Raw genomic sequence first — 25169 nt, 5'->3', positions numbered from 1 at the left:
ATGCAATATTTACCTTTAATGTGGTTTTAAAATTTACATATGCTTTCAAAAAAACTTATCGCAATAATTGGTTGTTTTTTCTTTTTATTATCGTGTAAAGAAGAATTAAAACTAGAATTTTCCGATATTAATGTTTCAACTGATAACAATGATTTGGTTGAAGTCAATATTCCTTTTGTAACCGGAAACACGTTGATCTCAGATAAAATAAATGCAGCAATATCAAAAAATGTTATTACTGCATTGCATATTGGCAACGCGGAAAGTATAACTTCAAAATCGATTGAAGAAAGTATTGCTATTTTTAATCAAGAATATGATACCTTCAAAACCGATTTCCCAGAGACTGTTGCAGAATGGGAAGCACAAATTGATGGTGAAGTTATGTTCCAATCCTCAGAAATAATAAGTTTAGCTATTACTAAATATACCTTTACAGGTGGCGCCCATGGTATTTTAACTATTACATTCTTAAATTTTAATGCACAAACCGGAAATAGTATTGAAAACATTGAATTATTTAATAATCTTAAAAGTTTTAAAACTTTAGCTAAAACTTATTTTGATAAAACTGTTACAGATAAAAACACACTTTTCGAACCTGAAAATTTTGAATTACCGGCGAATTTAGGTTACAATGATGAAGGTATTGTTTTGTTATATAACACCTATGAAATTGCTCCTTATTCAACTGGAATAATTGAATTTTTAGTCCCTTTTGAAGAAGCAAAACCATATTTAGTTTTTAATAGCCTTTAAAAGCGCTAACGTATAGCCATAATGCAATCCTTCGTGGATAACTGCAAACTGCAACGCCTCATCAACATTTGTTAATGTGTTTCCTGTAGTTGAAACCGTATAAGCATTATAATTTTTAAAAATCCCTTTGTTATAATCTTCTTTAGTTTTACTAATAGTAGCAAACAAAAGCTCTTTAATCTGGTCTACTTCAGCTTGTAACACATCGCCATTTGGTTTGGTGTCTTTTCTGTAATTATTAATCATATCGTCCGAAAGTATCGAAGGTAACCCTGATAATCTATAAACTAATAACTGCTCCGAAACCACTACATGGGCAATATTCCAGATAATATTATTATTAAACCCTTTGGGGACTTTGTTTAAATCTTCCAAAGGTGTATTATCAATTATCTTACTTAATATGGCTCTTGTATTATTTAAAACCTGAAATGTAAATTCCATATTATTTATTTTTTTGATAAATATAGTTTTAATTTGTTTTTTAGAAACTAGTGAAAGAATGAAAAAAGTATATTATTTAAAGACATGTAGCACTTGCGTGAGAATTTTAAAAGCGTTGAATTTATCTCCAGAATTTGTTTTACAAGACATTAAAACTGAAGAAATAACCGTGAAACAATTAGAAGAAATGAAGGCTCTTGCAGGAAGTTACGAAGCGCTTTTTAGCAGACGCTCTAAGCTTTATAAAGAAATGGATTTGAAAAACCAAACCTTAACCGAGCGTGATTACAAACAATACATACTGGAGCATTATACGTTTTTAAGCAGACCTGTTATTATTGTTAATGATAAAATTTTCGTTGGAAACTCAGCCAAAACCGTTGAAGCAGCAAAATTATATATTAAATCATTAAATGTTTAGAAACGCCTGTTTTTAAGAATTAACTTAATTATCTTTTAAGCTTTTTCGCTACACTTTTATAATACTCTTGAGTTAATTTCTCTGTCCAAATTGTTGGTTCATTACCATATATGGCAATATAAGAGACCTCACTGTCGGCTGTTGATGTATGCCAATGTTCAATATCTTTTTCACACTTAATTACATCTCCTTTTTTAAGGATTATGGGCTCTTTGCCTCTTTCTTGATAATAACCCTCACCTTCAACAATGATAATTACTTGAGGTGTTGTGTGCTTATGCCAATCTAAAGTTGAGTTGGCACTGAAAGTGGCTTGAGTGATATTGTAGTTTATATCATCATCTGCTTTTACTAGAAAGTTTAACCACGCGTCACCAATATGATGGGTGTTGGGTGCCTTAACACCTTCTTTCATATAAGAAGTAACCGTATAATCGGAATTTTGAGAATAAACTAATAAAGGTAGTATAACCAATAAAATACTTGCTGTTCTTTTCATTGCTAATTATTTTAAATACAAGTTACAAAAAAAGCACCTACATTCCTGTAAGTGCTTTTGTTTTGCTCCCCCTCTTGGGCTCGAACCAAGGACCCTTTGATTAACAGTCAAATGCTCTAACCAACTGAGCTAAGGAGGAGTGTTATCTTTTCGCTTTTGCGAGCGCAAATATATATATATTTTTAATTACTGCAAACTTAATAATTAAAAAAATTATCCAAATAATGCTTTATAAATATCATTTCCGTTTGCAAACAAAACCAAGGCAATTAATATAAAGAACCCTACCATTTGAGCATACTCCATAAACTTATCTCCAGGTTTTCTCCCTGAAACCATTTCATAAAGTAAAAACATAACATGGCCGCCATCTAAAGCAGGTATTGGCAACAAGTTTAAAACTCCTAACATGATGGATAAAAAGGCGGTGATATTCCAAAATACTTGCCAACTCCAAAAGCTTGGAAATATATCATAAATGGCTTTAAATCCTCCAACACCCTTATAAGCACCTGTGCTTGGTGTAAAAATAGCTCCTAATTGATCCCAGTATGAACTCAATTTATCTTTAGTCTTTTTCAAACCAACTGGAAAAGATTCAAAAAAACCGTACTTTTTTGTTTCAAAATTATAATACCCTAGAGCTTCTAGGGTTTCAGGGGTAGAGCCTGTTGCATAAACTAATCCTAATTTACCCTCTTCACTGATTTCTAATGGCATACTAATCTCAGCTTTATCTCTTAAAACTTTAGCGGTAACTTCTTGCCCCTTAAATTTTTCTAACGCCAACTTAACCTCATCGGCATATCTGGTTTCAAAATCGTTTAAGCCAACAATAATGTCTCCTTTTTTAATTCCACTTTTTACATTTGATGATGTATCGGGAACTTTAACTATAACAAATGGTTCTCTTAAGTCTATAAATCCTTTTTCTTTGGAATCAATAAGTTGTGATAAAAAATCTTCTGGCAATATAATTGTTGACTGCTCTCCGTTTCTTTCAATAGTTATATTCTTCCCAAACAAAACCTTTTCAGATATTTCAGAGTAGTTTTCTATTTCATCACCATCAACAGCAATAATTTTATCACCGGTTAAAAGTCCTGCATTATTGGCAACAGTATTTTCTATTAAAAGTCCATCTTTAATATTATCGTTTGGTAAAAACCTATCTCCGTAATAATAGCTCATTCCTATATAAATAAGTATGGCTAATAAAAAATTTACAGTTACTCCACCAAGCATTATTATTAAACGTTGCCATGTAGGTTTAGAGCGAAATTCCCATGGTTGTGGTTCTTGCGACATTTGCTCGGTATCCATACTTTCATCAATCATTCCAGATATTTTCACATAGCCTCCTAGTGGCAACCAACCTATACCATAAACGGTTTCGCCTATTTTCTTTTTAAAAAGTGAAAACTTTACATCAAAAAACAAGTAAAACTTTTCAACTCGTGTTTTAAAAGCCTTTGCTGGAATAAAATGCCCTAGTTCGTGCAAAATAATTAGCAATGAAAGACTCATTAAAAACTGAGATATTTTTATAACAAACTCCATAGTATCTTCAATCAATTTTTTATAATCGCACAAAAGTAAGCTTTTAAACCAACTTTAAAAAGACAATTAAATATCCCTCATTGTTTTTAACATGAATTTATACTTCGTTTCAATTCAGCAATACTAAATTTCATCGTATTTTTGCAAAACAATTACCATTAAACCACTTTTAATGTTATCATTTTTTAAAGATTATAAAAAGTTTGCCATTGTCTTTTCAATAATTTCTATTGTAATAATCGCTCTAATTTATAATACGCTTAATGTTTATAAACCGCTTAATATTTATCAACCTGCAATGGTAAGTACAGAACTTGTTGACAGTACTATTCAATATCAAAAAAAGTATCATAAAATAGCTGATTTTAGTTTAACTAATCAAAACGGAAAAAACATAACCCATAACGACTACAAAGACAAAATATATGTAGCTGATTTCTTTTTTACCACTTGCCAAACAATTTGCCCAATAATGACAGATCATATGGTTGAAATTCAAGAAAAAATTAAAAATGATGACGAGGTTATGTTACTCTCACACACGGTGACTCCAGAAATTGATAGCGTAGCCCAATTAAAACGTTATGCAAAACAAAAAGGAGTTATGGATGCAAAATGGAATTTAGTTACTGGTGATAAAAAACAAATTTATGAGCTTGCTAGAAAAAGTTATTTAGCTGTAAAAGACAATGAATTTGGTGGACAATTTGATATGATTCATACCGAAAACTTCATGCTTATTGATAAAAAGAGACAAATACGAGGATTTTATGATGGTACGAATGCTGAAGACATTGAAAAACTAATTGATGATATTAAAATTTTAAAACAGGAATACGCAAAATAGTTTTTTGGTAACAATTTTTTTAGGCTAAAATTTTACATTACTTTTGCTTCTTTAAAATCAATCTAAATAAGCTTGCAAGACACAATAGCACATCTTAAACGGGGCGAAAAAGGCATTATAGTTGATGTTTCATCAATTCATATCCCATTAAAACTACTAGAAATGGGTTGTTTGCCGGGTAACTCTGTGGAGCTTGTACAGTTAGCACCTTTTCAAGACCCTATGTACTTAAACATAAATGGAACACATTTAGCCATACGAAAAGAAACTGCTACTCATATTTTAATTGAAAAAATAACACATGAGTAAGCAAATTAATGTCGCTTTAATAGGAAACCCCAACACGGGTAAAACTTCGGTATTTAATGCTTTAACAGGGTTAAATCAAAAAGTAGGTAACTATCCAGGTATTACAGTTGAAAAAAAGGAAGGTATTTGTAAGCTACCTCGTGGTGTAAAAGCACATATTATTGATTTACCAGGAACTTACAGTTTAAATGCTTCATCACTTGATGAAAATGTTGTAATTGAACTTCTTTTAAATAAGAACGATAAAGACTTCCCCGATATTGCAGTGGTAATAAGTGATGTTGAAAACCTAAAACGAAATCTTCTCCTTTTTACCCAAATTAAAGATTTAGAAATTCCAACGATTCTTGTTATTAATATGGCAGATCGTATGAATTATAAAGGAATTTCTTTGGATATTGATTATTTAGAAGAACATCTTAAAACCAAAATTGCCTTAATAAGTACGCGAAAAAATCAAGGTATTGAGAATTTAAAAAACCTCATTGCCAATTATAAAGATATTTCGGTAACGCCTTGTTTAAACGCATCGGAAATTGATAAAGATTACTTTGATAATTTACGAAAAGCCTTTCCAAACCAACTACTATACAAACTTTGGTTGGTAATAACCCAAGATGTAAACTTTGGAAAGACTGAAAGAAATGAGATTGATGCAGTTTCCAATTTTAAAACTAAAAGTAAAAGCGATTTAAAACGTTTGCAGCAAAAGGAAACCATAAAACGCTATCAATTTATCAATGATGTTTTGAAAATTGGACAAGTCATTGATGTATCACAGGCAAAAGATTTACGAACTAAACTTGACCGAGTTTTAACTCATAAGGTTTGGGGATATTTTATTTTCTTCATCATTTTACTTACAATTTTTCAAGCTATTTATGATTGGTCGAGTGTCCCCATGGATTTTATTGATAGTGCTTTTGCTTCGTTAAGCGAATGGACAAAAAATCAATTGCCATCTGGTGCTTTTACAAGTTTATTAGCAGAAGGAATTATACCAGGGTTAGGTGGCATTGTTATTTTTATACCACAAATAGCCTTTTTATTTCTTTTTATTTCTGTATTGGAAGAAAGTGGTTATATGAGTCGTGTTGTATTTTTAATGGACAGAGTCATGAGACGTTTTGGCTTAAGTGGGAAAAGCGTGGTTCCATTAATTTCAGGTACTGCATGTGCTATTCCGGCTATTATGGCAACTCGAAATATTGAAAGTTGGAAAGAACGATTAATAACTATATTGGTTACCCCTTTTACAACCTGTTCAGCAAGACTTCCAGTATATTTAATCATAATTGCTTTAGTAATTCCTGAAGGAAGAATTTTTGGTTTAGGATATCAAGCATTAACCTTAATGCTATTATATTTAATAGGTTTTGGAACCGCTATTATTTCGGCTTACATTCTAAATAAAATTTTAAAAATTAGGAGCAAAACATTTTTTGTTATAGAAATGCCTAATTATAAGTTACCGCTTTTCAAAAATGTAGCTTTAACAGTGGTTGAAAAAACAAAATCGTTTGTTTTTGGGGCTGGAAAAATCATATTAGCTATTTCAATTATATTGTGGTTTTTAGCTTCTTATGGACCTGGAGAACAGTTTAATGATGCTGAAAATATTGTAAAAACCGCCTATGCTTCTGAGAATTTAACAGAAGAAGATTTACAGCAAAAAATAGCTTCGCATAAATTAGAACACTCATTTATAGGCATCACAGGACGCGCCATTGAACCGGCTATAAGACCGTTAGGATATGATTGGAAAATTGGTATTGCCATAGTAAGTTCTTTCGCTGCTCGGGAAGTGTTTGTTGGCACGCTTGCAACCATTTATAGTGTTGGTAGTGATGAGGAAGAAACCATTAAAAACAGAATGGCAGGTGAAGTAAACCCGATTTTAGGAGGTCCCTTATTTACCTTTGCCTCTGGTATTTCATTACTATTGTTTTACGCCTTTGCTATGCAGTGCATGAGTACTCTAGCTATTGTAAAACGTGAAACCAATAGCTGGAAATGGCCCACACTTCAACTAGTAATTATGAGTGGTTTTGCGTATATTGTAGCTTTAATTGCTTTTCAATTTTTGAAATAAAATAGTCATAAAAACGACTAAACAAACATGAACACCATTATTCAAAACATCCTAATTTTTATTGCTCTTGGTATCGCCCTAACTTTTTTGGTGCGTAAATTTATTTGGAAACCCAAGAAGAAAAGTTCGAAAGTCTGTGGAAATGATGGTTGTGGTTGCCATTAATTAAAATTTAATCTCTTCATATTATAAATTAGTTACAGGTTTTATTTGTAACTAATTTTTTTTAGTTACATTTGAAAAAAATTTAAGCTTACTTAAAAATATTTTAAAGTAATTAAAAATGTCTATAGCCATAGAAAATTTTGTAAAAGCTATTTACAAAAACGGAAAACGAGATAACAATGATACCAAACCAGGTAACATTGCAAAAGAACTTGGTATTTCAAATGCTGCGGCCACAGATATGGCTCAAAAATTAGCTTCAAAAGACTTACTGCATTATGAAAAATATCAAGCACTAAAACTAACCGACAAAGGCAATAAAATGGCCCTAAATGTGGTGCGAAAGCATCGTTTATGGGAGAGTTTGCTTTTCAAGCTATTTGATATGTCTTTACACGATATTCATCGGGAAGCAGAATTATTAGAACACCAAACTTCGGATTTATTGGCGGATAAGATAAGTGAATACCTTGGAAATCCTAAGTTCGACCCACATGGTGATCCTATCCCAAATGCTAATGGTGAGATTACAACCACTGATACTTCTATGGCACTTTCTCAAACTTCTGAAGGCAAAAAATATACGATTTCTCGATTGATGAGCGACGATAAAGAGTTTTTTGATTTTTGTGCTCAACACGGGTTGAAATATGGGAACTCTCTATTTGTTTCGAAGCAATTCAATAAAAATAAAATGACCCAAATTTCAATAAATAACAATACTATTTTACTAAACGAAGATTTTACTTCAATAATTTATGTCAATGAAAACCATTAAATACACTCTTTTTACACTTAGTTTATTATTATCATTTTTAACCTTTGCGCAAGAGGACGAAAGACTTTCTCAGCCTTTAGTTACAGACCGACCAGATGCTACAGAGGCATCATCAACTGTTGGCAAAGGCACTCTACAGTTCGAAACAGGTGGATTGTTCGAATCTTACAAAACCGGAAATATAAAAACCGAGAATTATACCTTTAATACTATGTTGATTCGTTACGGTATTCTAGATAATTTAGAATTACGATTAGGTTGGGATTTTGTTGAAGGAGTTACCAAAATAAACAACAATAAGCTAGATAATGTTACTAGTGGGTTATCACCCTTATTATTAGGAATGAAAATTGACATAGCCAAAGAAAATGGCGGCTTTCCAGAAATAGCGTTAATCGGGCACGTGTTTCCTGTTTTTAGTGCATCGGCTGATTATAGACCCAAATACACTGGTATTGATTTTAGATTATCACTATCACATACACTCAGCGAAAAATCGAGCATAGGATATAATATTGGTGCCGAATGGGGAAATGATTCTCCCGAAGCTGCAGCCATTTATACACTTGCCTATGGCTATAGCATTACTGATAAATTTGGAATGTATGCTGAGTTATATGGCGATTTACCCGAAGATAGTTCCGCAAACCACTATTGGGATGCCGGTTTTACCTACTTAGTTTCAAACGATTTACAATTAGATACTTATTTCGGTACAAGTATAACCAAAGGGCAAGATATTTTATTCGGACTAGGATTAAGTTATCGAGTAAAGCCTGCTAACAAATTGAAATAAATAATTATGAAAAAACAATTTATCATACTTCTTCTTTCGATTATTTGCATCAGCTGTAAAGAAGAAAAAAAGACTAACGGCAAACTTAATGTAGTTACAACTACAACTATGATAACCGATTTGGTTCAAAACATAGGAGGTGAGCACATTAATTTACAAGGCTTAATGGGTAGTGGGGTCGATCCTCATTTATACAAAGCCAGCGAAGGCGATGTTACTAAATTATCCAACGCCGATATTATTTTTTATAATGGGTTGCACTTAGAAGGTAAGCTAGTTGAAGTTTTCGAGAAAATGAAAAACAAAAAAACCATAGCTATATCTGATGCTATTGATGAATCTACGCTTATTGGATCAGATTATTTTGCTTCAAATTACGACCCACATATTTGGTTTGATGTTGACTATTGGATACAGGCAACTCAATTTGTGGTTAATAAACTTTCCGAAGCTATTCCCGACCAAAAAATAGCATTTGAAACGAATGGTGCTAATTATATTAAAAAATTACAGACCTTAAAGGTTAAGATAAAGAACATTATAGAAACGCTGCCTCAAGAAAAACGTATTTTAGTTACAGCGCATGATGCCTTTAACTATTTTGGAAAAGCTTTCGGTTTTGAGGTTGTAGGTTTACAAGGGCTTTCAACCGCTACCGAGGCCGGTGTTCAGGATGTTCAAAAATTGGCAGCTTTCATTATTGAGAAAAAGTTAAAAGCAATTTTTGTAGAAAGCTCAGTTCCAAAACGTACCATCGAAGCACTACAAGCCGCAGTAAAGTCTAAAAATCACGATGTGGTAATTGGTGGCACACTATATTCCGATGCTCTTGGAAATGCTGGAACTATTGAAGGCACCTATATTGGAATGTTTGAATATAATGTAAATACCATTGTAAATGCATTAAAATAATGAAACAAAAAATAGCAGTACAGGTAGACGATTTAACCGTAGCATACAACTACAAACCCGTGTTGTGGGATATCGATTTAGAAATCCCAGAAGGTGTACTTATGGCTATTGTTGGCCCAAATGGAGCTGGAAAATCTACACTTATAAAATCTATTCTAGGTATTTTAAAACCTATAGCAGGAAGTATAAGTGTTTATGGTAAGCCTTATGAAAAGCAACGTTCGCTTGTGGCTTATGTGCCTCAAAAAGGTAGCGTGGATTGGGATTTCCCAACTACAGCATTAGATGTTGTGATGATGGGCACTTATGGCAGTTTAGGTTGGATAAAACGTCCTGGACAAAAGGAAAAAAAAGCAGCACTTGAAGCTTTAGAAAAAGTTGGCATGTTGCCTTTTAAAAATCGACAGATAAGTCAATTATCGGGCGGACAACAACAACGTATCTTTTTAGCTAGAGCATTAGTTCAGGATGCATCCATCTATTTTATGGATGAACCTTTTCAAGGTGTAGATGCTTCAACCGAAATTGCAATTATTAATATTTTAAAAGCTTTAAGAAAAGCCGGAAAAACAGTTATAGTTGTACATCACGATTTGCAAACCGTTCCCGAATATTTTGATTGGGTAACTTTTTTAAACGTTAAAAAAATTGCTACAGGACCCGTTAAAGATATTTTTAATGATGATAATTTAACAAAAACATACGGTATTAATTATAAAGTAAGTATTCAAGAATAATGACAATAAGTGAATATTTTTCTTTAATTTTCTCAGACTATACGCTGAGGACTATCACTCTGGGAACCGCTGTTTTGGGAGCTGTCACAGGTATGCTAGGTAGTTTTGCGGTATTACGAAAGCAAAGTCTTTTAGGTGATGCTATTTCGCATGCTGCATTACCTGGGATTGCACTTGCCTTTTTAATTACTGGTGCTAAGGATAGTAATATGTTGCTTTTAGGAGCCTTAGTAAGCGGACTTATCGGAACTTTTTGGATTCGCGGAATTATTAAAAAAACACATTTAAAATCCGATACAGCGTTAGGATTAATTCTGTCTTTATTCTTTGGATTCGGCATGTTATTGCTCACTTTTATTCAAAAACAACCCAATGCTAATCAAGCGGGTTTAGATAAATACTTATTTGGGCAAGCGGCCACTTTAGTTGAAAGTGATGTTTGGTTAATGACTATTGTTACTGCTATTTGCTTATTTGTATTGTTACTCTTTTGGAAGGAATTCAAAATGCTCCTTTTCGATGCTGATTATACTAAAACACTGGGGTTTAATACCAAGCTTATTGATGTTCTAATTACGTCCTTCATCGTTTTAGCCATAGTTTTGGGCTTGCAAACCGTTGGAGTTGTATTAATGAGTGCCATGTTATTGGCGCCTGCAGCAGCAGCAAGACAGTGGACAAATAGTTTAAGTGTTATGGTCTTTTTAGCTGCTTTATTTGGTGCTTTTTCCGGCGTATTTGGTACCGCTATTAGCGCTAGTCAAAACAACCTATCAACTGGTCCCGTAATTGTGATTGTAGCAGGAGTTTTTGTTTTAATTTCTTTTGTGTTTTCCCCTAGTCGTGGATTACTTTTTAAACAAATTCGGTTTATTAAAAACCGTCGTGATTTAGAGCTCCATAAAACTTTAGCTTTTATGTTTCATATTGCTGAAACTCACGACAATATTTCGCATCCTCATGCTATTAAAATTTTAAACAATTTTCAAGGATACACAAAAAACACGCTTCAAAAATTAGTAGATAAAAATTATGTGACTATTGTTGGAGACCACTGGAGTTTAACCGAACAGGGTTTTAAAACAGCATCAAATTTATATAATCAACAAAACGAAAACAATGAGTAATGCACAAATTGAAATACAACTTATTGCAAGTTTAGTGGCTATTGCTTGTGCTATTCCAGGAACCTTTCTAGTATTACGTAAAATGGCAATGATAAGTGATGCCATTAGTCATTCCATATTACCTGGTATCGTGATTGGATTTTTTATAACTCAGGATTTAAATTCTCCCTTATTAATACTATTGGCAGCTTTAACAGGTATTATTACCGTCGTTCTAGTTGAGTATATTCAAAAAACCGGCTTGGTAAAAGAAGATACTGCCATTGGGCTTGTCTTTCCAATTTTATTCAGCATTGGTGTCATTTTAATTGCTAAAAATGCAAATGATGTGCATTTAGATGTGGATGCTGTTTTACTAGGTGAATTAGCTTTTGCGCCTTTCGATAGATTGATGATTTCTGGCGTAGATGTCGGCCCAAAATCATTATGGATTATTGGAAGCATTTTAGTAATAACCATTGGTCTATTAATTGCATTTTTCAAAGAACTTAAGGTAAGCACTTTTGATGCTGGTTTAGCCGCATCTTTAGGGTTTTCGCCAGCTATATTACATTATGGATTAATGACGGTTTCTTCGGTTACTACTGTTGGAGCATTCGATGCCGTAGGAGCCATTTTGGTAGTTGCATTGATGATTGCTCCTGCAGCCACTGCTTATTTACTAACCACTAACCTAAAACGTATGCTAGTTTACTCCGTTTGTTTTGGAATTTTTAGTGCCATTTCAGGATATTGGTTGGCACATTGGTTAGATGCATCTATAGCAGGATCCATTACAACCATGTTAGGACTATTGTTTTTAACGGTTTATTTATTTGCACCTAACAAAGGTATTATAGCTGTTTTGTACAGAGAAAAACAACAACGTACAGAGGTTTTACTTATCACCTTTTTGCTTCATTTAAAAAACCATAACGATGAAAGGGAGCGCCATGTAAACCACCTTAACGAGCATATTAATTGGCAAAAAGTACGTTCAAAAACGATATTAGATTTAGCTTTAAAGAATAATATGATTTCAATAGGTAATAAAATAGTCTCACTTACGGAAAAAGGTGATGAGTTTACCACCCAAGCTATTGACTATATAATTACTAATGAAGATGCTCAAATTGAACACATGAAAGATGATTTCTTTTTGTTTAGGGGGTAACTTTAAAAATTATTCCATTCCTCGCTAGAAATATGTAATTGAACAAGAAAATACTTTTTTTGGTTTAAAAGTCAATAAAAAAATGTAAATTTTTCCCACATTATATTTATTAACTGTTACCCATGAAAAAACCTTTATTTTTTACCTACTGCCTACTTATCTCATTTACAATTTCAGCTCAAGAAAAAATCCCATTTATTGATTATGGTAATATATCTGAAGAAGCCGTAAAAGCTATTGAAGCTAATGACTACAACAAAACCATTGAAGTATTAAATAAAATTAATAAGAACGACTCTACGTATTCCAGTGTCTTAATTTCTAAATCTTATTATTTAATTAATCTTGAAAAATACGAAGAGGCCATAAAAGTTACTGATGAAGGATTAAGTTTGAATAACCCTGATTCTAATTTATCCTTTTACATCAATAAAGGTTTAGCATTGTCCAATTTAGAAAAATACGAAGAGGCTATCCAATTATATGAAGAAGGAATAAAAACCTATCCAAAGTATTACCTTTTATGGCATAATAAAGCAGCAGCCTTAGAAAACCTTAATAGAATTAATGAAGCAATTGAAGCCTATCAAAAAGCCATCACCTTTAAACCCAATTTTGCTAAATCACATCTTCAGTTAGGAAATATATGCTACAAACAAGAACTTTTAGCACAAGCACTTATGTGCTATAATATGTACTTGCTTTTAACTTTTGATGAGGATAGTGCCTTTAATACTTTAAAATCACTCAATAATTTAGTTGCCGAAAGAAATGAAAATGAAGCCAATCCAGATTTACAGATTTCTGAAGATGATGAGTCTTTTGAAGATATCGATTTAATTTTAACTAATAAAATTGCTTTAAACGAAGGCTACGAAACGGGAAACAAAATTAACATCTCGCTTACAAAACAAAACCATGCATTACTTACCCAACTTGAAGATTTTGAAGGGAATGGCGGTTTTTGGGACAAAAACTATACTCCTTTTTTTAAATGGGTAAAGGAAAATAATCTGTTCGACATTTTCACTTATACCCTTTCATATTCTATTCAGAATGAAAAATTCATCAAAATAATTAAACAGCAGGAAAAAGAAATTGCTGATTTTGTTGATCAATTTTATGATAAATGGTATAATATTTTAAAAAATAACACTGTATTGTTTGATGGAAAAAAACAAGACGTCGTTTATAATTACTACAACAGTTATACCCAAGCAATTGGTAAAATGACGAACGATCTACCTATTGGCAAGTGGGAGTTTTACAACGAAAATGGGCAATTATCTTCGTTTGGTGAATACGATAACAATGGCAAGAGAAAAGGGAAATGGACATGGCTTCATGAAAATGGCACTATTAAAGAAACTGCATTTTATGAAAACGGAGAGCTTAATGGAGAAAATTTACAGTTTTACAAAAACGGGAAGCCTTATGTTATTGCATCATTTTTAAATCATAAATTAACAGGAGAATATAAATACTATAATGATAAAGGTGCACTCATTCAAAAAAAATATTTTAATGAAGGTGAGTTAGATGGTCTATACCAGTCTTTCTTCCCTGTCGGCGAAGATTTTCTTGAATTTCATATACCATACAAAAACGACTTAGTTAGTGATTTAGCTTTTGAATATTATACAAATGGTACTGTTTATGCAGAAATGCCTTTTAACAATGGTGAACGTCAGGGTTTAGAGAAAAAATATTTCTATAACGAAAAAGTTTCATCTGAAATCAATTATCAAAACGGAGAACTTAATGGTCCATTTAAAAGCTATTATTCTAATGGGAATATATTTGAGGAAGGGCAAAGTTTAAACAATTATTACAACGGTCCATGGAAATCTTATTACTTGGATGGTACTTTGCAGGCAAATTACACATTTGATGAAGGCGCCTTAGATGGAGTATATAATTACTATGATACTGATGGCAAACCCTATTATGATTATCTGTACAGAAAAGGCGAAGTAATAGAATTTAAATACTACGACAAAAATGGTGGTGTTTTAAGTGAAGGTAGAAAAAAAGGAGGCGAATTTCAGTTTACAGGGCATTACCCAAACGGAAATGTTTTATCAAAAGGGCTTTACGACATTAAAGGTGGTAAAGAAGGGTATTGGCAGTTTTTCTCAAAAAATGGCGTTTTAACAAGCAAAGGAAACTACTCGGAGGATAAAATTATTGGTGAATTTATTTCGTATCACAACAACGGTAAAATAGAGGCGGTAAGTAATTATGTAAATGATACTCTTTCAGGATATTATTCGGAATTTTATAAGAATGGTCAACTAAAAAGACAAGGTTGGCATAAAAAAGGTACTGCACATGGTGAATGGCGTTCCTATTACATTGATGGTACTTTAGAAATTATAAATTTTTATCACAAAGATAAGTTACACGGTATTCAAGAATTTTATGCTGTTGAAGGGAAAATTGAGCGTATTTATAAATATGAATATGGCGAATTAAAATCTGAAACCTATTATGACAATGAAGGTAATGTTTTAGGAGAAATTGATTTTGCCCCAAAAGAAAATAATTTCACCGTTGAGTACTTATATAAAAATAAAAAAACAAACACTAAACTAGAATATGTAAACGGCGTTAAACATGGCTTGTACCAATGGTATGACTATTACGGGAATAAATTACTTGAGGGAAATTATGTTAATGGCGATCAAAGTGGAAAATGGATCTGGTACCACAAAAATGGTACAATTGAAAGTGAAAGAACCTATTTGAATGGAAATTTGAATAGTGAAGGTTTTGATTATTACGAAGATGGTTCAATTGAAGCCAAAATGTTTTACGACTATGGGAAAGCTACGGGAACTTGGATTACCTATCATAAAAATGGGAAAATGGCAAGAAGTACAAGTTACTCAAACGACCTTTTGCATGGAAAAAGAATGTTTTATGATAATTCGGGAAAACTACAGCTTACGAGATTTTACGACTATGGAACTCTTATCGGGTATAGCTATTTAAATGAAACATCAGAAGAGTTACCAATGACTCCTATTGAAAATGAGACTGCAAAAATTACAAGTTATTTTGATAATGGAAAGATAGCGAGAGAGCTGGTATATAAAAATGGTGATTTAGTTAACACCTACAAAGAATATTACGCTTCTGGACAATTAGAAAATGAAATGACGTTTATTGATGACGAATATAACGGTACGGATATTGAATACTACACCAATGGGAAAAAAAGAAGCGAAAAAAATTATCACATGGGTGTATTGCAAGGTGTGACCAAAAATTATTATGAAAATGGCCGTTTGAAGGAAGAATTCATTTATAAAAATGGAAGTAAGTCTGGTGAAGCTAAATACTTTAGCGAAAATGGAAAACTCACAAAAAAGGAGTTTTATTTTAATGGTGAAATATACAAATCTGAAATCTACTAAAATGCGAATATTAAGTCTCTTTTTTTGCTTAGCTTTTCTAAATAGTTTTGCTCAAGAATCTGTAGAATATAACCTTTATAAAAAGTTATATCCGAACGCTAAATCCGTTAGAATTAATCAAAATACAACGGTTACAATAAAATTAAATTCGGGGAATATAGATATAACTCAAGAGTTTTTTGAAGAAGATTTATACTTAGATGAAAGTGCTAATTATAACTCTAAAAAAGCTTTAAACTTCTCTTCTTTCTTTGAACTAGATAAAGTTGAAGCTTCATCATTCACTTATACCGATGGCAAGTATAAAGAAATTGAGGTGACAGAGTTTAAAGAAAAAGACGAGTTAGACATGTCATTTTATGACGACAACAAGTCATTAAATTTTATTTTTCCTAGTCTTCAAAAAGGATCAAAATCTGTTTTAAAGTATTCAGAAACTGTAAAAAACCCTCGTTTTTTAAGTCCGTTTTATTTTGGCGATTTCTCTCCAATAGTTAACAACAAAGTTACCATAATTGCTGATAAAGGCATTGACCTTGCGTTTAAAGCCTTTAACACAGATACATTAAATATAAACTTTAAAAAAGTTGAAAAAAGAAACTACAATATTTATACTTGGGAATTAAAAAATATTGATGAGTTTGAATATGAACCCAATACCCCTACTTACAAGACAATACTTCCACATATTGTACCTATTATAACTTCATACAAATCGAACGATATTGATACAAATTTGGCAAAAAATGTGTCCGACTTATATGCATGGTACTATTCATTAGTAAAAGACATTAACAAAGAAGATGTTGATGAAAATCTTGTTAAATTAGTTAAAGAGCTCACTGCCGATAAACCTAACGATTTAGAAAAAGTTAAAGCTATTTATTATTGGACTCAAAAAAACATAAAATATATAGCTTTCGAATATGCCCTTGGAGGATTTATTCCCAGACAAGCTAATGAGGTATTTCAAAAAAAATATGGTGACTGTAAAGACAATTCAAGTATATTATATCAAATGCTAGATATAGCTGGTCTAAAAGGGGATCTAACCTGGATTGGTACACGAAGTATTCCTTACGATTATAACGAAGTTCCTACGCCTTTGGTAGATAATCATATGATTTTATCTTATACAGATGAAAATGATAATACTTACTTTTTAGATGCTACAGGTAGATATGTCTCCATTGATTATCCTACATCATTTATACAAGGAAAAGAAGCCTTAATTTCGGATGGTGCATCTAACTTCATTATTAAAAAAGTACCAATTATTCCTGCCATTAAAAATGCGGTTATAGATTCAACCTCTATTAGAATTGAAGGTGAAAATATAGTAGGAACAGCCAAAATTGAGATTTCAGGATACAATAAAATGGACACCTACAACTATTTAGAAAATGAAACTACCGATGAAAAATTAAAAGCATTTTACAACGCACGATTGAAAAAAGGTAATAACAAGTTTTTAATTAAGTCCTTTTTAGAAACTAACAAATATGATTATGAGAAAAATTTCATTGTAGATTATGATTATACAATTAGTGGCTATGCGAAAAGACTAGGGAATGAAATATATCTTAATTTAAATTTAATTAAAGATTTAGCGGCTTACAAAACTAAAGAAGATAGAAAGCATGATATTGAATACGACCACACAACTTATTTTAACTATATAACTAATTTAGAAATTCCAGAAGGTTACACTGTTGATTATATTCCAGAGAATATTAATTTATCTAATGATTATATATCTGCCAGTATAAATTATGAAGTAACAGATAAAATGGTTATTTATAATCACGCATATAGCCTTAACACTATTACTCTAAACCTAAAAGAGCAAAAGGAGGTTAATTCACTTATTAAAAAATTAGAAAATGCCTTTAAGGAAGTTATTATCTTAAAAAAAATATAATTCATCAAATATGTTAAAAGCCAAATTCATTTTAGTATTTATTTTATTTACTCAATTAGCATTCACTCAAAAAGAGCTGCCGTTTTATACAAGTTACTCTTGGGATAAAAATCCCTCTTACTCAATGACCGAGGATGTTGAGGATCCTATTATTGCTTTGAAGGATAAAATTTTAACCGAATTTTATTTTCAAGAAGAAGGTCTTGTTGAGTATTTTTTAGAACATCGCGTTTTATGGTTAAACTCTGATGATAAAATTGAAAGCTATAATAAAATATATTTGCCATACACGGCAACTTCTGAGCTAAAAGTTAACAAAGCGCGGGTAATAAAAAAGAATGGTGAAATTGTTGAATTAGACGATAGTAAAATATTAACTGCACAAGACGAAGAAACGGGTCAGAACTACAAATATTTTGCTTTTGAAGGTATAGAAAAAGGCAGTTTTATTGAATATTATTATGTTGTAAGAAGATATCCTAGATATAAAGGAAATAAAATAACGTTTCAAACAGATTACAAAAAAAATAACGTAGAATTTGATTTGTATTCACCTAATAATTTGATTTTTGAGTTTAAAACCTATAATGATACTCCTGATATAAAACAAGACACCCTATCAGAAAACAAACTTCACTGGCAATTACATATTGATAGTATTAACTCTTTAAATAAAGAAGATTTGTCTGCTTACAACGCTTCGAAAAAAGCAGTAGTTTATAAATTAGATAAAAATACTGCTGATAATTCTAAGGATATATCTTCATACGGTAAAGTCGCACAAAATATTTATTCTTATTATTATGAAGAATTGAATGGTAAAACTCAAAATCTTCTAAATAAGTTTGTTTTAGAAGCGACTAATGGAAAAGATTTAAATGAGGAAGAAGCTCTTATTCGAAAACTTGAGTTCTTTATCAAATCAAACGTGTACATAACTAAAGATGATAGCGATAGTTTCAAGGATTTAAATAACATTCTTGACAAAAAAATCGCAAATGAAACGGGAATTTTAAAGCTTTATCTCACTCTATTCAAAAGCTTAAATATTAAGCATGAAATAGTAATTACTAGCGATAGACAAGACTTAAAATTTGACAAAGATTTTGAAGCTAATAACTTCTTAACCGATTTTTTAATCTATTTTAATAAATCGAAAAAGTATTTATCTCCACACGAATTAGATTCCAGATATGGATTTCCTCCCGCTTTTTTAACCAACAATTACGGTCTTTTTATTAAAGAAGTAAAGGTTGGTGATTTTGTTTCTGGTCTTGGAAAAATAAAATATATTAAGTCCATTGAGGCGGATAAAACTGTTGATAGAATGATTATTGATGTTGATTTTGATAAAGACAACATATCTAATTGTAGTGTTAAACTAGATCGTTCTATGGCTGGTTATTATGCTATGTATTTTCAACCATATATGCATTTAATTAAGGATAAAGACAGAGATGATTTGATTGAAGGATTTGCAAAAAATATAAATGAAAATATTGATATAACTAACAAGCAAGTATTAAATGATGACCCTGAGTTATTTGGTGTAAAGCCAATTCAATTTAAAATCGATTTTAACACCGAAGCACTCTCAGAAAAAGCGGGGAACAAGTACTTATTTAAAGCAGGCGAATTAATTGGTGAACAAATGCAACTTTACCAAGAAAAAGAAAGAATCTTACCTGTAGAAAACGAATTTACGCGAAGCTATTATAGAACAATAAATATTAAAATCCCTGAAGGGTATAAAATTGCCAATCTAGATGATATTAATATTAAGAATTATTTTACGAAAAATGGAGAAGAACTACTAATTTTTCACTCATATTACGAACTTTCCGGTAACGACTTAGTAATAACAGCTGATGAACATTATAGAGAAAATATAATAGAAACCGAAAACTACGAAGATTATAGAACCGTAATAAATAGTGCTGCCGACTTTAATAAGCTGGTCCTCGTTTTTGAGCCTATATAACCTGCTTATTAATTAAATGGCAAAACACAACGAACTTGGTAAAAAAGGTGAGCAATTAGCAGTCGATTTTCTGTTGAAAAAAGGTTATGACATTATTGAACGTAATTACCGTTTTGATAAAGCTGAAGTAGATATTATCGCGCAACAAAAGTACACCTTAGCCATTATTGAAGTAAAAACTCGTTCGAGTACCGATTTTGGAAATCCCCAAGATTTTGTAAAACCAAAGCAAATAAAAAATCTAGTAAAAGCGGTGGATGAATATGTTACAGTAAATGCTTTAGATGTTGAAGTTAGATTTGACATTATAGCCATTGTAAAAGAAACTAAAGACTATACGATTGAGCATTTAGAAAATGCTTTTTACCATTTCTAAATTAGTTTTCAAAAAACTCTTTTAAAGCGTCAAAATTTTCAGGTTTTGCAGTAATTTCTTTATTCTTATTTAACACAAAATAGGTTGGTGTTGCCTTTACTCCGTAATCGTTACCAATTTCATTATCCCATTTTCCTTTACCATAAACATGAATAAATTCAGGGTATTTTTCAACTAATGGTTTCCAACTATCGGGCTCATCTTCCAAACCAATAGCAACTACTTTTACAAACCCTTTTGCTTTAGTTTTTACAAATGCTTGTAATTGCGGAACCTCATCTAAACAATGCGAACAGGTGCTACTCCAAAATACTATGATATAATTTTCCGCAACATTAAGCTCACTAAGTTTTTGGGTAACTGTTGTTTTATCTTTCTTTATTTGAAATGAAAAGTCGGGTGCTACACTTCCGGTTGAAGTGTCTTTGTATACTATTAAGGCATGTAAAAGATTTTGGTCATTTAAACTTACAGCAACATCCATTAAATATTCTTCTGCAATATAATTTGCAACAGGCTCAATCCCTAAATCTACCATCTGTTGCCATAAATCGAACAGTAAAATGCGCTTAACTTTTGGTGATGTATTTTTCATTTTACTACAAACAACATTAATGTTTTGCTTATAATTAGCAATAACATCCTTTGAATTAGAAGACATCCCAAATACATAATTCAGCATTTTTTCTTCTAAAAAGCTAGAGCTTTGAAGCGTTTTGTTATTAAAATCTACATAATCAAAATAATGCTTTTTTAAATTATTTACATAGGTTTTAACATCTTCCGCTTTTGTTGGAATATATGGCTTATTGGCTTTTATAAACTGAAGTGCTATGGCTTCTTTTGCAGCATTTTCAAAATTTGTTTGGGTATCTCTTTGTGTTTTAAAAATAGCTTTTAACGCAATAGTATCTTTAGCTTGTTTACCATAATAGTTACTTATACTTTGTGTAACCATTAGCATACTATTAGTGTAAGATTCTAATAATTTATTTTCAACTGATTTTATGAATTTCACACCAGTTTCTGAATTGAATGTTAACTCAATATCTTCTTTTCCATTATAAATTATATCAAAATTATAATCTTCTTGAGGAATAGCATAAACCACTCTATACATTCCTTTGGTTGCTGTAGAATCTAATTTGAATTCAAAACTACCGTCCTTTTTTACGTCAGCATTTTTTATATATTCTGATATGGTTGGAGTTACTTTATACAATAACGCCACGTTATAATTTTCAGGTGGTGAAAATTTACCTTTTATGGTATGTTGAGCTAGCAAAAAACTCGGTAATAAAAGCGTTAAAAAAAGAATACGTTTCATTGATGTGTGTGCACTGTTTTTAGTTGATCTTCATTTATTTTAATACAATAATTAAGCCACAATAGGTTGCAAAACATGTAACGCCTGTTTTACAGACTTTATATTGTTGAAAGTTAACATTAATCGCAGACCATTACGAGTTTGTTTTTCTTTCATTACGCAATCGGTTGGGTGCGTTTGTACAAACTGCAACACTTTTGTAAAGTTATTGCTTTGATAAAAGCTACTTTGTTGGTCGTTAATAAAATATCCGATTAACTTTCCTTGTTTCATTACTACTTTTTCAAATCCTATTTTAGTAGCCAACCACTTTATTTGGACGCTGTTTAGCAAATCGGTCACTTCTTTTGGTAATTCTCCAAAACGGTCAACTAATTCATTTTCAAAAGTATGCAATTCTGCCTCCGTTTTTAAATTATTTAATTGCGTGTACAAATTTAAGCGTTCGGTAATATTGTTTATATAACTATCTGGAAAAAGTAATTCAAAGTCACTGTCAATGGTTACATCTTTTACATAAACCTTATTGGCTTCATCTTCATTATACAAATCTTTAAACTCATTTTCTTTAAGCTCTTCAATCGCTTCATTTAAAATTTTCTGGTAAGTATCAAACCCTATTTCATTTATAAATCCACTTTGTTCGCCACCTAATAAGTCCCCTGCTCCACGTATTTCTAAATCTTTCATGGCTATATTGAAGCCACTTCCTAACTCGGTAAATTGTTCAAGTGCGGTAATACGTTTTCTAGCATCATCAGTCATTGCCGAATATTCAGGGGTTATAAAATAGCAAAAGGCTTTTTTGTTACTTCGTCCCACTCTACCTCGCATCTGATGTAAATCACTCAACCCAAAATTGTTGGCGTTATTTATAAATATCGTGTTTGCATTTGGTACATCGAGTCCACTTTCAACAATCGTTGTACTTACTAAAACATCAAATTCACCATTCATAAATGCGAGCATCAATTGTTCAAGTTTTTTCCCGTCCAATTGCCCATGACCAATACCTATTTTAGCATCTGGCACCAAACGTTGTATCATGCCAGCAACTTCCTTAATATTCTCAATACGGTTATGAATAAAGAATATTTGCCCGCCACGTTGAATTTCGTAACTCACGGCATCGCGAATGGTTTCTTCATTAAAACGAATTACATGGCTTTCAATAGGATAACGGTTTGGTGGTGGCGTTGTAATAACCGATAAATCTCGCGCAGCCATTAAACTAAACTGTAAAGTTCGAGGTATTGGTGTAGCGGTTAAGGTTAAAACATCTACATTTTCTTTAATCGTTTTTAATTTCTCTTTTACAGCAACACCAAATTTTTGTTCTTCATCAACAATAAGCAACCCTAAATCTTTAAATTTTACATTTTTATTCACTAATTGATGTGTGCCTATAATAATATCAACCTTACCTTGTTCCAAACCTTCCAAAGTTTCACGCTTTTCCTTGGTAGTTCTAAACCTATTTAAATAATCTACCGTTACAGGAAATTCTTTTAACCGCTCTTTAAATGTTCTGGAATGCTGATATGCCAAAATAGTGGTTGGAACTAAAACCGCTACCTGTTTTCCGTTATCAACTGCTTTAAAAGCAGCACGAATAGCAACCTCGGTTTTACCAAAACCTACATCACCACAAACAAGTCTGTCCATAGGGCGCTCGCTTTCCATATCAGCTTTAATATCAGCCGTTGCAGTACTTTGATCTGGAGTGTCTTCATATAAAAAAGAGGCTTCCAGCTCGTGTTGCATGTAACTATCTGGATTATACTGATACCCTTTTTTAGTTTTACGTTTAGCGTACAGTTTAATTAAATTAAACGCAATATGTTTAACTCGAGTTTTTGTTTTCTCTTTTAATGCTTTCCAAGCATTGCTACCAAGCTTATATATTTTTGGAGGCTTCCCATCTTTTCCATTAAACTTGGTTATTTTATGTAAAGAATGAATGCTTAAATAAAGTATATCACGCTCGCCATACACTAATTTAATAGCTTCTTGTTTTTTGCCTTCCACATCAATTTTTTGAAGTCCACCAAAGCGCCCTATCCCATGGTCGATGTGCGTAACATAATCGCCAATATCTAAATTTGTAAGCTCTTTTAAAGTTATGGCCTGCTTTTTTGCATAGCCATTTTTAAGATGAAACTTATGATAGCGTTCAAAAATTTGATGATCAGTATAGCAGACTATTTTATTATCGTGGTCTATGAATCCATTATGCAACGAAAGAATAAGCGTTGTGTATTGTTTTACATCTAAATGCGAATCGTCAAAAATATCATGAAAGCGTTTTGCTTGTTGCTCGCTTACACATGCAATGTAATTGGTATAACCCTTGTTATGATTAGTGTTTAAATCTTCAATTAACAAATCAAACTGTTTGTTGAATGAAGGCTGAGGCGTCGTGTTGAATTCAATATGATGAGATGTCTCGACTGCGCTCGACATGACCGAAACACTTCCAAACTCAATAATTGAAAAATCTAGTAATTGTTTTTTTAATACTGTTGAACTGCAAAATAATTCATTAGGTTTTGCATGCTTAATATCTGTAGAAAGGGTTTTAAAAGCTTCCTCTGCTTTGTTGTAAAATTCGTCTATTCGTGAAAACATCAAGTCGGCATCCTTTAAACAAACCACCGTTTTTTGCGCTATATATTTTAGAAAACTTTGTCGACTTTCTTGCAACAATTTATTAGCAACATTAGGAATAATATTTATCTTTTTTATTTGCTCGATAGACAATTGCGTTTCTACATCAAACGTTCTGATACTATCAACCTCGTCACCAAAAAATTCAATACGATAAGGTTCGTCGTGCGAAAACGAAAATACATCTACAATGCCGCCACGTACTGAAAACTCTCCTGGCTCAGTAACAAAATCGACCCGTTTAAATTGATACTCAAACAGTACTTCGTTTACAAAATCGATAGATAAATTATCATTAACTGAAACTTTTAAGGTATTACGCTCTAACTCTTTTCTTGTAACTACCTGCTCAAAAAGAGCATCTGGATAGCTTACTATTATGGCAGGTTTTTTTTGCGAATTAATACGGTTTAAAACCTCTGCCCTAAGAAGTACATTGGCATTATCAGTTTCTTCAATTTCATAAGGTCTGCGATAACTTCCTGGATAAAAAAGCACATCTTTATCGCCACAAAGTTGTTCTAAATCGTTTAAATAAAACGCCGCTTCTTCCTTGTCGTTAAAAACTATTAAAAAGGGTTTTTCGGAAACCTTAAAAATATTTGATATTACAAATGAAAAAGAGGATCCTACAAGTCCTTTTAAATGAATCTTATTTTGAGTTTGGGCAATAAGATTTTGCAGATTTTGCGTTTGCAAAGTCTGTGCATAGGTTTGCGAGAGGATGGATTTACTCACCTAATCTTTGTGTTTTTAACGATTGCAAAGATACATTTTACAGTTAATTTTTAACGTATATTCTATCAGAGAATTTATTAGCATTTTTGTACCTTGTTTTTGCATTAGGGATTGAGCTATTTGTTTGAGCACTCCCGATTT

General features: G+C 31.9%; 21 protein-coding genes and 1 tRNA gene. 16 read left to right on the top strand and 6 right to left on the bottom strand.

The window, feature by feature from the left end; translation table 11 throughout:
- Positions 1-39: 39 nt before the first annotated feature.
- The gene (locus L3X39_RS03645; protein ID WP_237230384.1) at positions 40-759 is read left to right on the top strand and encodes a DUF3298 and DUF4163 domain-containing protein; all 720 of its coding nucleotides are present in this window, start codon (positions 40-42) and stop codon (positions 757-759) included.
- Here the strand turns inward: L3X39_RS03645 and L3X39_RS03640 are convergent.
- Positions 739-1203, bottom strand: a complete 465-nt coding sequence (locus L3X39_RS03640; protein WP_237230383.1) for a DinB family protein — start codon at positions 1201-1203, stop codon at positions 739-741. The genes L3X39_RS03645 and L3X39_RS03640 overlap by 21 nt on opposite strands.
- A gap of 58 nt (positions 1204-1261) precedes the next feature.
- Between L3X39_RS03640 and L3X39_RS03635 the strand changes: the two genes are divergently transcribed.
- A complete protein-coding gene (locus L3X39_RS03635) occupies positions 1262-1624 on the top strand; it encodes an arsenate reductase family protein (RefSeq protein ID WP_237230382.1) in 363 nt (120 codons plus the stop codon).
- A 28-nt stretch (positions 1625-1652) separates the two neighbouring features.
- Here L3X39_RS03635 and L3X39_RS03630 read toward each other — a convergent pair whose 3' ends face one another.
- The 3 genes from L3X39_RS03630 to rseP form a co-directional block, all read right to left on the bottom strand.
- Positions 1653-2123, bottom strand: coding sequence for a cupin domain-containing protein (locus tag L3X39_RS03630; RefSeq protein WP_237230381.1), 471 nt, complete (start codon positions 2121-2123; stop codon positions 1653-1655).
- Between the two features lie 65 nt (positions 2124-2188).
- A tRNA-Asn gene (locus L3X39_RS03625) sits at positions 2189-2262 on the bottom strand.
- Between the two features lie 74 nt (positions 2263-2336).
- Positions 2337-3683 (bottom strand): RIP metalloprotease RseP, encoded by a 1347-nt coding sequence (gene rseP, locus L3X39_RS03620; protein WP_237230641.1) that lies wholly within the window; start codon positions 3681-3683, stop codon positions 2337-2339.
- 172 nt (positions 3684-3855) lie between these two features.
- Between rseP and L3X39_RS03615 the strand changes: the two genes are divergently transcribed.
- From L3X39_RS03615 to L3X39_RS03550, 14 genes are all read left to right on the top strand, one after another.
- A complete protein-coding gene (locus L3X39_RS03615; protein ID WP_237230380.1) occupies positions 3856-4530 on the top strand; it encodes an SCO family protein in 675 nt (224 codons plus the stop codon).
- A 72-nt stretch (positions 4531-4602) separates the two neighbouring features.
- Positions 4603-4839, top strand: coding sequence for a FeoA family protein (locus L3X39_RS03610; RefSeq protein ID WP_237230379.1), 237 nt, complete (start codon positions 4603-4605; stop codon positions 4837-4839).
- Entirely contained in the window at positions 4832-6931 is a 2100-nt protein-coding gene (gene feoB, locus L3X39_RS03605; protein ID WP_237230378.1) for a ferrous iron transport protein B, read from the top strand. The genes L3X39_RS03610 and feoB overlap by 8 nt, the downstream gene beginning before the upstream one ends.
- A 27-nt stretch (positions 6932-6958) precedes the next feature.
- On the top strand, positions 6959-7096 hold the full coding sequence (locus tag L3X39_RS14785) for a FeoB-associated Cys-rich membrane protein (protein WP_237230377.1): 138 nt from the start codon (positions 6959-6961) through the stop codon (positions 7094-7096).
- Between the two features lie 118 nt (positions 7097-7214).
- Entirely contained in the window at positions 7215-7874 is a 660-nt protein-coding gene (locus L3X39_RS03595) for a metal-dependent transcriptional regulator (protein WP_237230376.1), read from the top strand.
- Positions 7861-8670 carry a transporter gene (locus L3X39_RS03590; protein WP_237230375.1) on the top strand — a complete coding sequence of 270 codons (810 nt, stop codon included), beginning with the start codon at positions 7861-7863 and terminating at the stop codon, positions 8668-8670. The genes L3X39_RS03595 and L3X39_RS03590 overlap by 14 nt, the downstream gene beginning before the upstream one ends.
- A 6-nt stretch (positions 8671-8676) precedes the next feature.
- The gene (locus L3X39_RS03585) at positions 8677-9582 is read left to right on the top strand and encodes a metal ABC transporter solute-binding protein, Zn/Mn family (RefSeq protein ID WP_237230374.1); all 906 of its coding nucleotides are present in this window, start codon (positions 8677-8679) and stop codon (positions 9580-9582) included.
- Positions 9582-10319, top strand: coding sequence for a metal ABC transporter ATP-binding protein (locus tag L3X39_RS03580; protein WP_237230373.1), 738 nt, complete (start codon positions 9582-9584; stop codon positions 10317-10319). Before L3X39_RS03585 ends, L3X39_RS03580 begins: the two co-directional genes overlap by 1 nt.
- Positions 10319-11446 (top strand): metal ABC transporter permease, encoded by a 1128-nt coding sequence (locus L3X39_RS03575; protein WP_237230372.1) that lies wholly within the window; start codon positions 10319-10321, stop codon positions 11444-11446. Before L3X39_RS03580 ends, L3X39_RS03575 begins: the two co-directional genes overlap by 1 nt.
- Positions 11439-12599, top strand: a complete 1161-nt coding sequence (locus tag L3X39_RS03570; protein WP_237230371.1) for a metal ABC transporter permease — start codon at positions 11439-11441, stop codon at positions 12597-12599. Before L3X39_RS03575 ends, L3X39_RS03570 begins: the two co-directional genes overlap by 8 nt.
- Before the next feature lie 122 nt (positions 12600-12721).
- A complete protein-coding gene (locus tag L3X39_RS03565; protein WP_237230370.1) occupies positions 12722-16018 on the top strand; it encodes a tetratricopeptide repeat protein in 3297 nt (1098 codons plus the stop codon).
- A 1-nt stretch (position 16019) separates the two neighbouring features.
- Positions 16020-17939: a DUF3857 domain-containing protein gene (locus tag L3X39_RS03560; RefSeq protein WP_237230369.1), complete on the top strand. Its 1920-nt coding sequence runs from the start codon at positions 16020-16022 to the stop codon at positions 17937-17939.
- A 10-nt stretch (positions 17940-17949) separates the two neighbouring features.
- Positions 17950-19920 carry a DUF3857 domain-containing protein gene (locus L3X39_RS03555; protein ID WP_237230368.1) on the top strand — a complete coding sequence of 657 codons (1971 nt, stop codon included), beginning with the start codon at positions 17950-17952 and terminating at the stop codon, positions 19918-19920.
- 16 nt (positions 19921-19936) lie between these two features.
- Complete coding sequence (locus tag L3X39_RS03550) at positions 19937-20296, top strand: YraN family protein (protein ID WP_237230367.1); 360 nt, start codon at positions 19937-19939, stop codon at positions 20294-20296.
- A 1-nt stretch (position 20297) separates the two neighbouring features.
- Here L3X39_RS03550 and L3X39_RS03545 read toward each other — a convergent pair whose 3' ends face one another.
- Together L3X39_RS03545 and mfd are read right to left on the bottom strand one after the other, a co-directional pair.
- Positions 20298-21623 carry a TlpA family protein disulfide reductase gene (locus L3X39_RS03545; protein ID WP_237230366.1) on the bottom strand — a complete coding sequence of 442 codons (1326 nt, stop codon included), beginning with the start codon at positions 21621-21623 and terminating at the stop codon, positions 20298-20300.
- Between the two features lie 51 nt (positions 21624-21674).
- Positions 21675-25028, bottom strand: a complete 3354-nt coding sequence (mfd, locus tag L3X39_RS03540) for a transcription-repair coupling factor (RefSeq protein WP_237230365.1) — start codon at positions 25026-25028, stop codon at positions 21675-21677.
- Positions 25029-25169 lie beyond the last annotated feature (141 nt).

Origin of the sequence: Flaviramulus multivorans, assembly GCF_021728415.1 — a bacterium.
Lineage (GTDB): Bacteria > Bacteroidota > Bacteroidia > Flavobacteriales > Flavobacteriaceae > Sabulilitoribacter > Sabulilitoribacter multivorans.
The sequence above is the reverse complement of the archived record's forward strand: the minus strand, read 5'-3'. Positions and strand labels throughout refer to the sequence as shown.

Coding starts and splice junctions, on each gene's coding strand:
- L3X39_RS03565 (WP_237230370.1), top strand. CDS start 12,722: ATGAAAAAACCTTTATTTTTTACCTACTGCCTACTTATCTCATTTACA.
- L3X39_RS03590 (WP_237230375.1), top strand. CDS start 7,861: ATGAAAACCATTAAATACACTCTTTTTACACTTAGTTTATTATTATCA.
- L3X39_RS03630 (WP_237230381.1), bottom strand. CDS start 2,123: ATGAAAAGAACAGCAAGTATTTTATTGGTTATACTACCTTTATTAGTT.
- L3X39_RS03545 (WP_237230366.1), bottom strand. CDS start 21,623: ATGAAACGTATTCTTTTTTTAACGCTTTTATTACCGAGTTTTTTGCTA.
- L3X39_RS03595 (WP_237230376.1), top strand. CDS start 7,215: ATGTCTATAGCCATAGAAAATTTTGTAAAAGCTATTTACAAAAACGGA.
- rseP (WP_237230641.1), bottom strand. CDS start 3,683: ATGGAGTTTGTTATAAAAATATCTCAGTTTTTAATGAGTCTTTCATTG.
- L3X39_RS03640 (WP_237230383.1), bottom strand. CDS start 1,203: ATGGAATTTACATTTCAGGTTTTAAATAATACAAGAGCCATATTAAGT.
- L3X39_RS03555 (WP_237230368.1), top strand. CDS start 17,950: ATGTTAAAAGCCAAATTCATTTTAGTATTTATTTTATTTACTCAATTA.
- L3X39_RS03560 (WP_237230369.1), top strand. CDS start 16,020: ATGCGAATATTAAGTCTCTTTTTTTGCTTAGCTTTTCTAAATAGTTTT.
- L3X39_RS03615 (WP_237230380.1), top strand. CDS start 3,856: ATGTTATCATTTTTTAAAGATTATAAAAAGTTTGCCATTGTCTTTTCA.
- feoB (WP_237230378.1), top strand. CDS start 4,832: ATGAGTAAGCAAATTAATGTCGCTTTAATAGGAAACCCCAACACGGGT.
- L3X39_RS03575 (WP_237230372.1), top strand. CDS start 10,319: ATGACAATAAGTGAATATTTTTCTTTAATTTTCTCAGACTATACGCTG.
- L3X39_RS03635 (WP_237230382.1), top strand. CDS start 1,262: ATGAAAAAAGTATATTATTTAAAGACATGTAGCACTTGCGTGAGAATT.
- L3X39_RS03645 (WP_237230384.1), top strand. CDS start 40: ATGCTTTCAAAAAAACTTATCGCAATAATTGGTTGTTTTTTCTTTTTA.
- L3X39_RS14785 (WP_237230377.1), top strand. CDS start 6,959: ATGAACACCATTATTCAAAACATCCTAATTTTTATTGCTCTTGGTATC.
- L3X39_RS03585 (WP_237230374.1), top strand. CDS start 8,677: ATGAAAAAACAATTTATCATACTTCTTCTTTCGATTATTTGCATCAGC.
- L3X39_RS03550 (WP_237230367.1), top strand. CDS start 19,937: ATGGCAAAACACAACGAACTTGGTAAAAAAGGTGAGCAATTAGCAGTC.
- L3X39_RS03570 (WP_237230371.1), top strand. CDS start 11,439: ATGAGTAATGCACAAATTGAAATACAACTTATTGCAAGTTTAGTGGCT.
- L3X39_RS03580 (WP_237230373.1), top strand. CDS start 9,582: ATGAAACAAAAAATAGCAGTACAGGTAGACGATTTAACCGTAGCATAC.